Genomic DNA, 12,660 nt, shown 5'->3' with positions numbered 1-12,660 from the left:
CATGCTGTCGGTTGGCATGTCGCTTGCGCCGGCACGGGCGACATCCCTCTACGACTTCTTTGTCAACTACCGCAGGCAGGATACCGATCTTCAGATCGCATTCTCTACAGAGGTTTTGCGCAGCGCGCGGCTCCAGAACGGAAAGCTGGCCGGCTGTATCGAGAAGAACTTTGTGAAGCACGGCCCGGCCTTCCTGCCCGTCTACGATGCCTTCAAAATCAAGCTTTATTCGACAATCACCCCCGCAAAAACCGGCGTCGAACAGTCCATCGTTGAGGCGATTTCCGAAACGTGCAATCCGGCCGCGCTGGCGGCATACCCCGACCTGGCGCGCGATAACGTGAGCGTTCATCCTACCGACGCTTTCCATTCCGAGTACCAGGACGATGCCGCCAGGCTGGGTGCTGCCACGATCGCGGTGAATACTCAGCTGGCGCGCGTCACTTCCGAGGGCGATGACGCCTATGCTGGCTGTCTGAACGAGAAGCTCGTTACCACTGACGGCGCGATCCCGGACGCGTTGGGTGATGACAAGACGGCATGGGCCTTGGGTGCGGAAGGACAAATTCTTGGAGCAATCATCTATTTCTGCAAGGAGCAGACGAATACTGCGTCCCGGAGAAGCCGGGGCAGTACCGTCCCACCGCCGAATCCGACTTCCACGACCCGATCTTCCGGAACCAACTGCAATTGATCGAAAGCGTAGCTGTTCAGCCGGGCATTGCAGCGGTTCATGCCGGCCCGGACAAACCAGCCGCCGATTCCCGTCGGCCATCCCCGCACCGGATCATAGGGCAGTTCCTCTAGCCGGAGCAACTCCGCTTTGCCCGATCGGTCCGATGAGAGCACCTCTCCCGCCAGTGGGCCACAACGTCCGAACACCGCAATGGTTATCGTTCTGATGAGAGGGCGCGCTTCGGGCTTGTTATCTTTTGAAAAGCCTCGAGGGTGGCTCCGCAAGAATGATGCGACTTCCGTCCGGGTCTGAAAACTGAGCGATTCTTCCGTCAAGGTGAAATTAGGGGCCGCAAGCGAGAGGTCGGCTGTCGGCATCGAGCAGCTCATCCACGCTCCACTTGACGGCGCGTGCCACTCCAGCCGATGTCGGGCTTATCTACGTCGATGGCGGGACCTGCCCCTGACCACGCTTTATGCGCGGCCTATGCAAGACCAGATGCCCTTCGCGTCGGATTTGATTGGTAGTCGCGCATTCTCACCGCAGCTGCCCAGAACAGGGCGGGGGGAGAAGCTCAAGATTTTGTCGAAACACCGCTGCTTTACATTCGCGGCGCGGATGAGCCTGGCGACATCAATCGTTATATCGACGGCTTTTCGTAGCGTTGGCATTCGCAGCATCCGCTGCGCCACTATTAAGGATTGCGGGCACCTTGCGCCCGAAGAACAGGCTGCTACGACACGCCGTGAACTTATCGTTTCCTGCGCCTCGTCGGGATGATCTAAAATACCACTTGGCACCAAGAGGGCGATGAATGACGAAACACCGCATCTATTCGATGAGCTTCGCCAAGGTGTATCCCCTTCTCGTCGCCAAGGCGGAGAAGAACGGCCGCACAAAGGCTGACGTCGACGAGGTAATTCGTTGGCTGACAGGTTACTCGCAAAAAGCGCTCAATGGCCAAATTGAGAAAAAGACGACCTATGAGGACTTCTTCGCACAAGCGCCCAAAATGAATCCATCGAGGTCCATGATAACCGGCGTCGTTTGCGGAGTCCGGATCGAAACTATCGAAGAACCCACAATGCGGGAGATCCGATATTTAGACAAAATGGTCGATGAGCTCGCCAAGGGCAAAGTGATGGACAAGATACTCCGCGCATAGTTCGCGCAAAGCGGTTTTCGACCCGACGCAGATCAAACCTCGGCGGATGCGCAAGGGGAATGCCGTCTCCTGCGGCCGAGCCCCACGTCTCGGCCGATGGGGAACCCCGCAACGGCCCAAGAGTGAAGTGCCGAGCATGCGTTCTTCAATATAGAAGGCGCGCTTGCTTCGGTCGGGACCTCTCCGAAGGATGTCGTCGTCGTACACGTCTTTGTGCCCGATCGTCAGGACAAGGAGATCGTCAACCGGCTTGTGGCCGAAAAGTTCCGCGGTATCCATCCAGCAAACACGACACTGTGTATGCCTTTGGGAAAGCCCGAACTGAAAGTCGAGATAGAGATCACAGCCTATCGGCGTCGGCGACCGGAAGAGCCGGAAAATAGACTGGCAGTTCACCTCGGCTGACGACTACATGGGGTGCGTGCATCGATTGCAGCAGGCATGAGGCCATCCGCCAACGTGCCGCTGCTTCTTGCGGTTATTAGCTTGCGAGAACAGCCGACTCATCAGTTTGATGAACATCGTCACAGCATCGTCGGTGAGCTTCTGGCCCAGATTCATGCGCCCGATCAGCGAGTCGCGACGGCTGGCATGATCCGCCACTATTCTCTTTCGCCCGGCCGATTTGCTGGAAAACCAGCTACGGCGCCGTGAACCCAATCAACTCGGCTTTGCCATCCAACTTTGCCTAATGCGCTACCCCGGCCGGCCACTGGCCCCTAATGAGGTTCCACCGAAAGCGATGCTCGACTATGTTGCCGGCAAATAGATGCAAGTCCGGTCGGCTACGCGAGCGGCTTTGGAAATGTTCGAGCCAGCACAAATCCGGGACCGACAGCCACGGGCAAACGGTGCGATTGATCGGGTCGCGCCACACATTTCAAAACCCCTGCGACCGGCGCCACCCAACCTCAAGCAAGTCACCGACTTCAACGAGCTCCATCGGCGGCCTCTTCCAACTCGGTCGCCTGCTGCACAATCCAGTTTTCGAAAGTGCGGATCAGGAGCGTCCGCCGCGTCGCGCGCGGATACACCAGATAGTAAGCGCCCTGCGTCGGCACTCTCAAACCGAAGGGTGCGATCAGGCGTCCCGTGCGCAGATCGTCCTCGACGAAGGCGCGCTGCGCCATCACGATGCCGAGTTCATCGGTAGCCGCCTGGTAGGCGAGCGCCGAATTCTCGAATTTGAGGCCGCTATTGCCGTCGACCGTCGTCACGCCAGCGGCATGAAGCCAGGCAGGCCAGTCATCCGGTCTGTGCATCGAACAGAGCAGGACGTAACGGACCAGATCCTTCGGCTCGACGAGAGGCGATGAGCTGCCAATCAGGCCAGGGCTGCAGACCGGCAGCACGATCTCCCCGAACAATCGCCTGCAATAGAGGCCCGGTGGAGGCTCCGAGCCGGAATGGATGCAGACGTCTATCTCCTCGCGATCGAAATCGACCTGCTGGTGCGAAGTAGTGATCTGCACGTCCACATCCCGATTGAGTGCGTGAAAACGGGCGAGCCGCGGCACGAACCAGCGGATGGCGAAGGTCGGGGGCAGCTTGATGCGCAATCTGTTGCCTTCCGGTTTTTCCTGAATGCGCCGCGTCTGCGCCTCGATCTGGTCGAAGGCGACGCGCAGCACAGCAGCCAGAGCCGCCCCCTCGGACGTCGTCTCTACTCCGCGCCTGAGCCGTAGGCACAAGGTTGTGCCGAGCCAGTTCTCAAGCTGGTGCAGATGGCGGCTGACCGCACCCTGGGTCACTGAGAGTTCCTGGGCGGCGCGTGTCAGGCTGCCGTTGCGCGCCGTCGCCTCAAAGGCGCGCAAGGCATTCAAGGGAGGAAGTCGGCGCGACATGTGCTATGCCTTTTCCTGATGGCAAAAGAGTAAATTGTGGGTGTACCCTAGGGCCGGAGGAGGTTACCGTCAGCAGAAATCTACTCTAACGGACGCATTATTGCGCGAACACCGGGCGGAGCCAAAAGCCAGAAGTCGCGGGTTTCACGACTCATGTGGGAGGAAAAGTCATGCCAGTTCACGCGCCGCCGACGCAAGCAGATGGCTTAGCAGCCGTTGCAACGTCTTCGGCGCGAGCTTCGGCCTCCTCCACTGGGCCGAAGACCGTCTTCGAGAAGATCTGGACCGCCCATCTCGTTCGGCAGTTGGATGACGGGCGCGACCTCATCTTCGTCGACCGGCACGTGCTGCAGGAGACGACGTGCGCCGCCGCTTTCGCGGGTTTGGAAAAAACCGGACGGCAAGTGCGTCATCCGGAGCTTACCCTTGCAACCCAGGACCACATCATCTCCACGGCGCCGGGTCGTACCGAGAACACCAATCCGGAAGGCCGCGAGCTCCTTTCCCTGATGCGGACGAATGCGTATCGGCACCACATCCGCCACTTCGGCGTCGGCGATCCGCGCCAAGGCATCGTGCACGTGATTGCGCCGGAACTGGGAGTTGCACTGCCGGGCAGCGTGCTGGCCTGCGGCGACAGCCACACCTCCACCGTCGGAGGGATCGGCGCGCTTGGCATCGGTGTCGGCACCAGCGAGGTCGAGCATGTGCTCGCGACGCAGACGCTTGCGCTCGCGCGGCCGGAGACCATGCGTGTCTCCTACGAGGGTACGCTCGGGCCGGGCGTAACCGCCAAGGACATGATCCTGCGCACCATCGGCGAATACGGCATCGCCGCAGGTCGCGGGGCGGCGGTCGAATACGCGGGGCCGGCGGTGCGGGCGCTCTCCGCAGAGTCGCGGCTGACACTCTGCAACATGTCGATCGAGTTCGGTGCGCGCCTCGGCCTCATAGCCCCTGACGAAACGACCTTCGACTATGTCCGTGGCCGCGAATTCGCACCCGCCGAGGCGGATTTCGAGCTCGCGCTGGCCTATTGGCGAACGCTGCGGACAGAGGCGGACGCCGTCTTCGATCGCGACGTCACCATCGATTGCGACAAGATCGTTCCACAGGTTACCTGGGGAACGACGCCGCAAGACGTCACGGGCATCGACGGGCATGTCCCCTACCCCGCCTCCTTTGCCGATGTGAAGCGCCGCGAACTCGCTGCTGCCGCAATTCGCTACATGGGGATCGAGCCTGGCAGTTCACTCGAGGGTATCCCGATCGACATCGCCTTCATAGGCTCCTGCACGAACTCACGTCTTGCGGATCTCGAAGCGGCGGCGGCCGTCGTGCGCGGGCGGAAAGTCGCTCCGAATGTTCGCGCGCTCGTCGTGCCGGGCTCCATGTCGGTGAAACGCGCAGCCGAAGACAAGGGCCTGCACCACATCTTCCGTGAAGCGGGCTTCGAGTGGCGCGATGCGGGTTGTTCCATGTGCGTAAGCATTAATGAGGATGTGGTCGGTCCGGGCCTGCGCTGCATGGCGACCAGTAACCGCAATTTCGAGAACCGGCAGGGGCCGCGCAGTCGCACCCATCTTGCGAGCCCCGCCATGGTCGCCGCTGCGGCGCTCGCTGGTCACATCACCGATGTCCGTAAGGGGAATGCATGAGAGAGCCCTTCGCCAGTGTCAATGGCGTGGTGGCAGTGATGCCGCTGAGCAACGTCAACACGGACGCGATTATCCCGTCGGCCTATCTGCGGTCCGCGATGGCCGACCTCGGCAAAGGCCTCTTCGGCGGCCATCGCTATGATGAGGCCGGCCGCGAACGGCCGGATTTCGTGCTCAACCGGCCGCCGTTCCGCGCTGCAAGCATTCTCCTGGCGGACGAGAACTTCGGCTGTGGAAGCTCACGCGAGGCGGCCGTCTGGGCATTGCAGCAGTTCGGCATCCGTTGCGTGCTGGCGCCGAGCTTCGCCGACATCTTCTACGAGAACAGTTTTCGCAATGGCCTGCTTGCCGGCTTGATCGACGCAGAGACATTCGCCGCGCTGGCCGCAACGGTCGAGAGCCGTCCCAGCAACCCAGTGTTCACGGTCGATCTGACGATGTCGGAGATCGCTGCGCCGGACGGGCACATCTACGCTTTCCGGGTGCCGGCGATGCGCGCTGAGGCGTTGGTGCGTGGCGACGATGAAATCGACACGACGCTTCGCCACGCCGCCGAGATCGAGGCTTATTATGCCGCCGGCAAGACAGGTCGCGGCTGGATCTACCGGCCCGTGGAAGGGGAATGGAACACATGACGCGTACGACCATCCGTGAGGCGCTGGCACAGGAGACGCCGCTCGTTACGCCGCTAGCACATGACGCGCTCTCCGCCAGGCTGATCGAACAGGCCGGCTTCAAGGCCTTCGCCATAGGCGGATCGGCGTTGCTCGCCGCCCGCCATGCCTATCCCGACATTGGACTGATCGGGCTGACCGACATGGTCGAGGGCATTCGCGATATCGCGGCTGCATCATCGCTGCCCTTCTTTGCCGACGCCGATGACGGTTATGGCGACGTGAAGAGCGTGGCGCGTACGATCGCCGCTTATGAAGCGATCGGCGTTCGCGGACTTCTCCTGGAAGACCAGAGTCGTGACCATAAGCAGCAGCGTGCCGACAAGGCGGCCGCGGTGGTCGAGGAAGCGGTGATCGAGGCGAAGCTTCGTACCGCCCTCGGTGCACGGAGGTATCCCGAGACTTTTATCATTGGCCGCACGGACGCCTATGGCCCGCTCGGCCTCGACGCGGCTATGCACAGGGCGGAACGCTTTCTTTCCGTGGGAGCTGACGGCATCTTCATCGCGGGGCTCCGCACCGAAGCGGATTACCGGAAGGTTGGTGCCGCCTTCAAGGGCGCCTATCTGTCGGCTGCCATGTTCGAGGGCGGCGATACGCCCTGGCTAAGCCCCGCCGAACTCGGCGCCATGGGCTTTACGCAGGTGTCCTTTCCGGCAAGCATCATCTTTCGCGTGGTCGCGGTCATGCAGCAGGCAGTCTCCGCGCTGCGGCGCCATGCCGAGGGGACGGAAACACTGCAGCCGCTCGCCAACGGCGTGGCCGTGCGCGGGATCCTGGATCAGGCAGTCAATCTCGACCACTGGCGGGCGATCGAAACTCCCGGGGCGAGGTAGGACGTACTGGAGTCGCCTTTCCGAGGGTATGAATGCCGCGCAAGCAGTGGCCTTGGCATGGCAAAGAGAGTCACGGGCTTAGCGACGCCCGGAGAATTGAAAAGGGAGGAACTTATGAAAGTATCGAATGCATTCTCGCGTCTAGCGGTTCTCGCTGCGGCCAGCCTGGCGCTGGCGGGCACGGCGCAAGCCGAACAGATCGTTGTGAGCAACTACGGCGTCTCGGCAAACGGAATGCCTTTTGCCGTGGCCATGGAGAAGGGCTTCTTCAAGGAAGAGGGCGCCGACGTTACAGGCATCCTTTCCTCGGCCGGCGGCGGCACGACGCTGCGCAATATGCTCGCTGGCGACGCGCCATATGCGGAAGTCAATCCGAATGCCATCATCGCGGCGATCCAGCAGGGCGCCGATATCAAGATCATCAGCGACAACGTGCTGACAGTTGCAGAATTCATCTGGGCAGTGAAGCCGGATTCGCCGATCCAATCGGTCAAGGACCTGAAGGGCAAGAAGATCGCTTTTACCAACCCTCGCTCCACCAGCCAAGGCTTGGCAGCGCTGGTCTTGCAGGCTGGCGGCCTCAAGACTGAAGACGCCGAGCTCGTGAAGACTGGCGGTTTCGGCGAAGGCGTTGCGGCGCTGGACACCGGGCTTGTCGACGTCGCGCCCATTCCAGAACCGCTGTGGTCGAAGTTCAAGGACAAGTATCGGCCTATCGCCAAGGCCTCCGATCTGCTGCCGCCCATCGCCAATGTGCTCGGTGCCGCTGCTGGCTCGGCGGCCGAGAAAAAGGGCGATTTCATCAAGGCGGTGATCCGCGCCCGCCGTCGCGCGGTGGAGTTCATGGCGCAGAATCCCGATGAGGCAGGCGACATCATCGCCAAGGTGTATAATCTCGAGCCAGAAGTAGCGCGCAGCGCGGTCAAGAACCTCGTGGACAGCCGTACCAACGGCATCGAATATTGGGGCACGGGGCAGATCCACCTGGACGGGCTAGAGAAGTCCGTCGAGGTGCAGAAGATGATCGGCGCCCTGAGCGGCGACGTCGACCTCAAGGCAATAATCGATACCCAGTTCCTGCCAGACGATATCAAGGAATTGAAATGACCATTTCGCAAAGCGCACAGGTCGCGCTGCGCGGCGTAGACAAGGTGTTCACCCGGCCGGGACGGCCGGGTGACACCGTTCACGCACTCGGCGCGATCGATCTTGAGTTGAAGCAGGGCGAATTCTTCGCCGTGGTGGGGCCGTCCGGCTGCGGCAAATCTACCCTACTGGAACTCGTCGCGGGACTTTCGACCGCGACCCGCGGCGAAGTCACCTTCGAAGGCCGGCCGATCGCCGGCCAGATACCGGATGGCGTCGGCGTCGTCTTCCAGGAAGATGCCTCCTTCCCCTGGCTTACGGTCGCCGACAATATTGCCTTCGGGCTGCGGCGCATGAAGATTTCGCATCAGGAGCGCGAAGAACGGATCGCGCGGGCGCTCGCGATGATGGGGCTCACATTCTTTGCCAAGAGCTATCCTGCCCAGTTGTCTGGAGGTATGCGCCAACGCGTATGCATCGCCCGGACGCTAGTGACGGAGCCGCGGCTCATTCTGCTTGACGAACCGTTCGGCGCGCTCGACCAGCAAACCCGCCTCCTGATGGGCGATGAGGTGCTGAACCTCTGGCGCAAGACCGGCGCGACGGTCTTCCTCATCACCCATGCGCTCGATGAAGCCGCCATGCTTGCCGATCGCATCGGGGTGATGTCGGCCCGACCCGGACGGCTCATCGATATCGTTAAAACGGACTGGCCGAAGGATCGCGACAGCCGCATCGTGCAGGAGGAGCGCTTCGGGACAATTACAGCCCGGCTCTGGCGTTCGCTGCGCGAGGAATCGCTCAAGGCGATCGGCAAGATGGAGGGGGCGGCATGAAGAGCGCCACATTCTGGCGGATCGGTATCGTCGTCGGCTTCGTCGGCCTGCTCGAAGTCTTGTGCTTTGTTGGGGTCATCCCCCACCTCACGATGCAGCCGCCGCACCGCATCGTCATCGATCTCGTCAAGATGTTGGCCTCGGGCGCGCTCAATGCCGCGATTGCCAAGACGTTGGGCAACGCCGCAATCGCCTTCGTCATTGCCGTTGTCACCGGGGTCGCGAGTGCTATCGTCATCCATCAGTTCGAGCGTGTGCGCGACACACTCGACCTGGTCTTCGCGACCTACTATGCGATCCCGGTCTTTGCTTTCTACCCGCTCCTGATTATCCTCTTCGGGCTTGGTGACGCACCGCAGATCTTCATCGGAACCATGCTGGGCGTCGTCGCTGTCATCGTGAATACGTTGAATGGCCTGGACCGGGTGCCGCGGGTGTTCCTCAAGACCGCCAAGATGGGCCATATGTCTGCGGTCGAGACCGCGTGGCGCATCACCCTGCCTTGTGCAGCACCTTATATCCTCACGGGGGCCAAACTCGCCGTCGCCTATTCGCTGATCGGCATCATCGGCGCCGAATTCATCATGTCGACGGGGGGGATGGGCTACGAGATCAGCTTCGCCTACAACAACTTCGACAATGCGATCATGTATCCGCTCATTCTGCTGATCCTGATCGTTTCGATCACCATCAACGCGCTTCTCGCCCGCTGGGAGAAGAAGCTCATGAACCGGCGGGGGCTTCGATGAGCAGCAAACTGCCTCTCAACGCGGTCGTCTCCGGCAAGGTCGATACGGTTGCGTCGACCGAGACCCGGTCAGCCGCACAGGACTTCCATATTCCCGACGGCCTGCGCAACGGCGTCACCCTCGTTGTCGCGCTGCTCGTCTTCTGGCAGATCCTCTATTGGATCGTGGGAGAGGTCGCGCTGCGCTCGCCGCTCGAGACGCTCGGCTTCACGGCCCATCTCGTCACAACCGGGCAGTTCTGGGTTCATCTTACCGAGACCGCCCAGGCCTTCGGCCTCGCGCTCCTGTTGGCGGTCGTCATCGGCCTCGCGATCGGTTTCACGCTTGGCCTGAACGGCGCCATCGCCGAGGTTCTCGAGCCCATGCTCGTCGCAGTCTATTCGATCCCCAAGATCACGCTCTACCCGATCCTGCTGCTCGCCTTTGGGCTTGGCATGTCGGCGAAGGTCGCATTCGGCACGATCCACGGCGTCATTCCTATCGCACTCTTCACGATCAATGCAGTGCGAAACGTCAAGCGCGTTTACGTCAAGACCGGGCACGTCATGCGCCTGAACCCTGCCGACATGATCGCGCGCATCGTCCTGCCGGCCGCCATGCCGGAGATCTTCGCCGGCATCCGGATTGGCTTTTCGCTGACGCTGATCGGGACGCTGCTCGGCGAGATGTTCGCCTCACAGCGCGGCCTCGGTTTCCTCCTGATGAACGCAATCGGCTTGCACAACATAGACCTCATCATGGCGCTCACTTTCCTGCTCGTCGTCATTGCGGGCGTCTCCAGTAGCCTGCTGCTTTATCTCAACCAGCGGCTTTATGGACGCGCCTAGCTAAGCCCCGGATCTTTTTGTTTTGAGCGTGCAATCTTTGTCGAGCTTGGCTCTTCAGAAACGACCCGGCGCAACCATGGAAGTGCTCGCCGATAAGACAGCCGAAACGCCGCATTCGAGACGGATGAGGTTGTAGCCAGGATCGTACGGCTGGTCGTGCCGCGAAGGCTTCACCGCGCCCGCTCCAAGGCGGATATACTGCCTCCATCACGGCACGGTGTCTGTGCTTGTGGCCGAAGAGGTGCAGGATTGCACGAGAGGTCAAAGCATCGTTCACAGCGCCTCCGTCAAAGAGCCAGTCGATTGGATGATGGACGAGCACAAGGCGACTGTATTCGGCACCAGCCGTTTGTAGGACTCAGAAAGATGTCGCTGGCCCTGTCGTCTTCAGTACGGCCAAACGGTGCCATGACCCGAGAATCTCTCGCCGAAGAGCTTGAGAGTGCGGCCGAGTGCCATTGCGGACATGTCGCGGCCGGATCTTCAAATCATCCTTCGCCGCGGTGCCTTGATGTTCCGAAACCTCGCTGGCTTTCCTTGAAGCCGGCGACGGACGATGCGCTCGCCTTGATCGCCTCTGTGATGAGGATCTGGGCTTGGAGATTACTTCTCCACAGTTCTCCGGGCAAGGGCGGTCAGGCGAAGCGCAATTTCATCCGGCTCATCGCGCGCGGCAGCGCTGGAATGTTTCCGGATCATCGGACGACCAGGAAAAGCCGTGCAGGGACAGGCTTATCCTGTTGGGCTCCGAACGCGAGAGCTCGACCGTGCCTGCGCTCATCGGGCTGCCGCCCTTGTAGCATTGGGCGGCAACGCGCAGCGTTTTTCCGTCAACGTGCGGTTCGCCGAATTCGCAGCCGACCTCATAAAAGGTCAATCCCGACGGCAGAACCTCCAGCACATCGACTTCCCCGTTCTCCTGCTCGCAGCGCAGCGGATCGGTCGACCATTTGCCGAGGAAGTCGTTCGGCATCTTGGCTTGGACGGCTGCCGGCAGGAACGACGCCAGTGCGACAAGGACCGCGAGCGAACGCTTAGCCCCGGCGCGGCGATGGCTGTCCGAGCTGGATTGCCTTTTCAGCATGACCGATCTGGTCATAAGCATGGTTCTCTCCTTTCTGCTGCCCGCCCATTCACAGCCGCGCCGGCCCTATTCAGGATTGACAGCGGCAATCAGGCAGTCCTTTCCTTGACCTTGTTGGTTCTGGGCCTTGCGCGTTTCGGCGGCGCGGATGCCGTCGCCTTGGCCTTTGCAGCCAAGCTCTTCGCGGCTGAGGCCTTTGCCACCGGGATTTTGGCGACTTGCTGATCCTTGGCGCCGGGCGCCTTTGCCTTCCTGGCCAGTGCCTTGCTCTCGCGGCGGATCGGCCGGCCTACCGGGCAGATCTCCTGCACAAAGCCGGTTAACGTCGAGGCCAGCGTGTTAGGCGCCTGGCGGTAATAGACGAACTTGCCGCGCTTTTCGCTCAACACCAGGCCGGCATGCTCAAGCAATTGCAAATGCTGCGAGATCGACGGCTTCGACATGTCGAAGCGCCCGGCGATGTCACCCGCGCTTAGTTCGTGATGCGCAACATAGGCAAGGATCTTGCGGCGTACCGGCGAGGACAGCGCCTCAAAGATGAGTTGGATGGACATACGACAATGCTACACGACAGCAAGTCGATTAGGCAATCAATTAATTGTTGACGCATTGACGATAAGCTGATTACCTAAATGACGAAACGAATTCGATCGGGGCTACAGGGGCGGGAGACAAGGCTGACCGCCGATGGCGGACGGCAAAGAAGGATGGCGAGATGCGCCCGGCCCTGAAAACCTTGCTCAAGATCGCCTTTGACATAGTCGCCACGATCGCCTTCTTCTACCTGGCCATGCTCACGGTGCCTTACGCGGTCGGCTTTCCTGTCGCCGGGCTGATGCGTCTCTTCTCATTAGGTGCTGGGTTTGTGGCGAACACCTGGATCGGCCACCAGTCCTTCCTGACGGATGCCCTGCTCGACACTTTGGGCATCACGTATCTGATGTTGGTCTTCGCCGTCGGCATTGAGATCGTGCGCCGGCTGGTCGGGTCCCGATCGATCTGGCTCTATGTCGTCGGCGCCTTCGTCACGATGGCGGTCTATATCGGCCCCGCATCCACAGCACCCCGTCCGGCTAGTGCCTTCGCGCTGGCACTACCGCTGATGATGGCCGCTGGATACGGTGCCGGCTACTGGCTGGTGACCATCCGTCTGCGCGCCGCTGTCATCCAGTTCGCCAGGCGCCTGATCTGCGGCCCCGACGCCAAACCCTGCGTGTTCTCCTGA

General features: G+C 61.2%; 13 protein-coding genes and 1 pseudogene. 11 read left to right on the top strand and 3 right to left on the bottom strand.

The features are described from left to right. Position 1: 1 nt before the first annotated feature. The 3 genes and pseudogenes from FJ986_RS20620 to FJ986_RS20595 all read left to right on the top strand — a co-directional run. The gene (locus tag FJ986_RS20620) at positions 2 to 694 is read left to right on the top strand and encodes a hypothetical protein (protein ID WP_140522756.1); all 693 of its coding nucleotides are present in this window, start codon (positions 2 to 4) and stop codon (positions 692 to 694) included. Between the two features lie 796 nt (positions 695 to 1,490). After that, positions 1,491 to 1,841 carry a DUF2200 domain-containing protein gene (locus tag FJ986_RS20610; protein WP_140522758.1) on the top strand — a complete coding sequence of 117 codons (351 nt, stop codon included), beginning with the start codon at positions 1,491 to 1,493 and terminating at the stop codon, positions 1,839 to 1,841. Between the two features lie 591 nt (positions 1,842 to 2,432). Next, a pseudogene (locus tag FJ986_RS20595) lies at positions 2,433 to 2,601 on the top strand (DUF4158 domain-containing protein); the annotation flags it as partial. A 169-nt stretch (positions 2,602 to 2,770) separates the two neighbouring features. On the opposite strand, the gene gcvA reads toward FJ986_RS20595, so the two are convergent. After that, positions 2,771 to 3,685: a transcriptional regulator GcvA gene (gene gcvA / locus FJ986_RS20590; RefSeq protein ID WP_140522762.1), complete on the bottom strand. Its 915-nt coding sequence runs from the start codon at positions 3,683 to 3,685 to the stop codon at positions 2,771 to 2,773. 170 nt (positions 3,686 to 3,855) lie between these two features. Between gcvA and leuC the strand changes: the two genes are divergently transcribed. From leuC to FJ986_RS20555, 7 genes are all read left to right on the top strand, one after another. After that, complete coding sequence (gene leuC, locus FJ986_RS20585) at positions 3,856 to 5,343, top strand: 3-isopropylmalate dehydratase large subunit (RefSeq protein WP_140522764.1); 1,488 nt, start codon at positions 3,856 to 3,858, stop codon at positions 5,341 to 5,343. Beyond that, positions 5,340 to 5,978: a 3-isopropylmalate dehydratase small subunit gene (leuD, locus tag FJ986_RS20580; protein ID WP_140522766.1), complete on the top strand. Its 639-nt coding sequence runs from the start codon at positions 5,340 to 5,342 to the stop codon at positions 5,976 to 5,978. The genes leuC and leuD overlap by 4 nt, the downstream gene beginning before the upstream one ends. Next, a complete protein-coding gene (locus tag FJ986_RS20575) occupies positions 5,975 to 6,853 on the top strand; it encodes an isocitrate lyase/PEP mutase family protein (protein ID WP_181165395.1) in 879 nt (292 codons plus the stop codon). The genes leuD and FJ986_RS20575 overlap by 4 nt, the downstream gene beginning before the upstream one ends. 114 nt (positions 6,854 to 6,967) lie before the next feature. Beyond that, on the top strand, positions 6,968 to 7,960 hold the full coding sequence (locus tag FJ986_RS20570; RefSeq protein WP_181167710.1) for an ABC transporter substrate-binding protein: 993 nt from the start codon (positions 6,968 to 6,970) through the stop codon (positions 7,958 to 7,960). Further along, entirely contained in the window at positions 7,957 to 8,775 is an 819-nt protein-coding gene (locus FJ986_RS20565; RefSeq protein ID WP_140522772.1) for an ABC transporter ATP-binding protein, read from the top strand. The genes FJ986_RS20570 and FJ986_RS20565 overlap by 4 nt, the downstream gene beginning before the upstream one ends. Then, positions 8,772 to 9,524, top strand: a complete 753-nt coding sequence (locus tag FJ986_RS20560) for an ABC transporter permease subunit (protein ID WP_140522773.1) — start codon at positions 8,772 to 8,774, stop codon at positions 9,522 to 9,524. The genes FJ986_RS20565 and FJ986_RS20560 overlap by 4 nt, the downstream gene beginning before the upstream one ends. After that, positions 9,521 to 10,351, top strand: a complete 831-nt coding sequence (locus FJ986_RS20555) for an ABC transporter permease (RefSeq protein WP_140522775.1) — start codon at positions 9,521 to 9,523, stop codon at positions 10,349 to 10,351. The genes FJ986_RS20560 and FJ986_RS20555 overlap by 4 nt, the downstream gene beginning before the upstream one ends. Before the next feature lie 661 nt (positions 10,352 to 11,012). Here FJ986_RS20555 and FJ986_RS20550 read toward each other — a convergent pair. Together FJ986_RS20550 and FJ986_RS31190 are read right to left on the bottom strand one after the other, a co-directional pair. Beyond that, the gene (locus tag FJ986_RS20550; RefSeq protein ID WP_140522777.1) at positions 11,013 to 11,456 is read right to left on the bottom strand and encodes a hypothetical protein; all 444 of its coding nucleotides are present in this window, start codon (positions 11,454 to 11,456) and stop codon (positions 11,013 to 11,015) included. Between the two features lie 68 nt (positions 11,457 to 11,524). Continuing rightward, entirely contained in the window at positions 11,525 to 11,989 is a 465-nt protein-coding gene (locus tag FJ986_RS31190; RefSeq protein ID WP_210239480.1) for a metalloregulator ArsR/SmtB family transcription factor, read from the bottom strand. A 161-nt stretch (positions 11,990 to 12,150) separates the two neighbouring features. Between FJ986_RS31190 and FJ986_RS20540 the strand changes: the two genes are divergently transcribed. Beyond that, positions 12,151 to 12,660, top strand: coding sequence for a hypothetical protein (locus FJ986_RS20540; RefSeq protein WP_140522779.1), 510 nt, complete (start codon positions 12,151 to 12,153; stop codon positions 12,658 to 12,660).

Origin of the sequence: Mesorhizobium sp. B1-1-1, assembly GCF_006442955.1 — a bacterium.
GTDB lineage: Bacteria > Pseudomonadota > Alphaproteobacteria > Rhizobiales > Rhizobiaceae > Mesorhizobium.
Note: the sequence above shows the minus strand (reverse complement) of the source record. Positions and strands in the feature narration are given on the sequence as shown.

What these genes read in the sequence shown, in the direction of transcription:
- FJ986_RS20620 (WP_140522756.1), top strand. Translation starts at nt 2, where the DNA reads ATGCTGTCGGTTGGCATGTCGCTTGCGCCGGCACGGGCGACATCCCTC.
- FJ986_RS20610 (WP_140522758.1), top strand. Translation starts at nt 1,491, where the DNA reads ATGACGAAACACCGCATCTATTCGATGAGCTTCGCCAAGGTGTATCCC.
- gcvA (WP_140522762.1), bottom strand. Translation starts at nt 3,685, where the DNA reads ATGTCGCGCCGACTTCCTCCCTTGAATGCCTTGCGCGCCTTTGAGGCG.
- leuC (WP_140522764.1), top strand. Translation starts at nt 3,856, where the DNA reads ATGCCAGTTCACGCGCCGCCGACGCAAGCAGATGGCTTAGCAGCCGTT.
- leuD (WP_140522766.1), top strand. Translation starts at nt 5,340, where the DNA reads ATGAGAGAGCCCTTCGCCAGTGTCAATGGCGTGGTGGCAGTGATGCCG.
- FJ986_RS20575 (WP_181165395.1), top strand. Translation starts at nt 5,975, where the DNA reads ATGACGCGTACGACCATCCGTGAGGCGCTGGCACAGGAGACGCCGCTC.
- FJ986_RS20570 (WP_181167710.1), top strand. Translation starts at nt 6,968, where the DNA reads ATGAAAGTATCGAATGCATTCTCGCGTCTAGCGGTTCTCGCTGCGGCC.
- FJ986_RS20565 (WP_140522772.1), top strand. Translation starts at nt 7,957, where the DNA reads ATGACCATTTCGCAAAGCGCACAGGTCGCGCTGCGCGGCGTAGACAAG.
- FJ986_RS20560 (WP_140522773.1), top strand. Translation starts at nt 8,772, where the DNA reads ATGAAGAGCGCCACATTCTGGCGGATCGGTATCGTCGTCGGCTTCGTC.
- FJ986_RS20555 (WP_140522775.1), top strand. Translation starts at nt 9,521, where the DNA reads ATGAGCAGCAAACTGCCTCTCAACGCGGTCGTCTCCGGCAAGGTCGAT.
- FJ986_RS20550 (WP_140522777.1), bottom strand. Translation starts at nt 11,456, where the DNA reads ATGCTTATGACCAGATCGGTCATGCTGAAAAGGCAATCCAGCTCGGAC.
- FJ986_RS31190 (WP_210239480.1), bottom strand. Translation starts at nt 11,989, where the DNA reads ATGTCCATCCAACTCATCTTTGAGGCGCTGTCCTCGCCGGTACGCCGC.
- FJ986_RS20540 (WP_140522779.1), top strand. Translation starts at nt 12,151, where the DNA reads ATGCGCCCGGCCCTGAAAACCTTGCTCAAGATCGCCTTTGACATAGTC.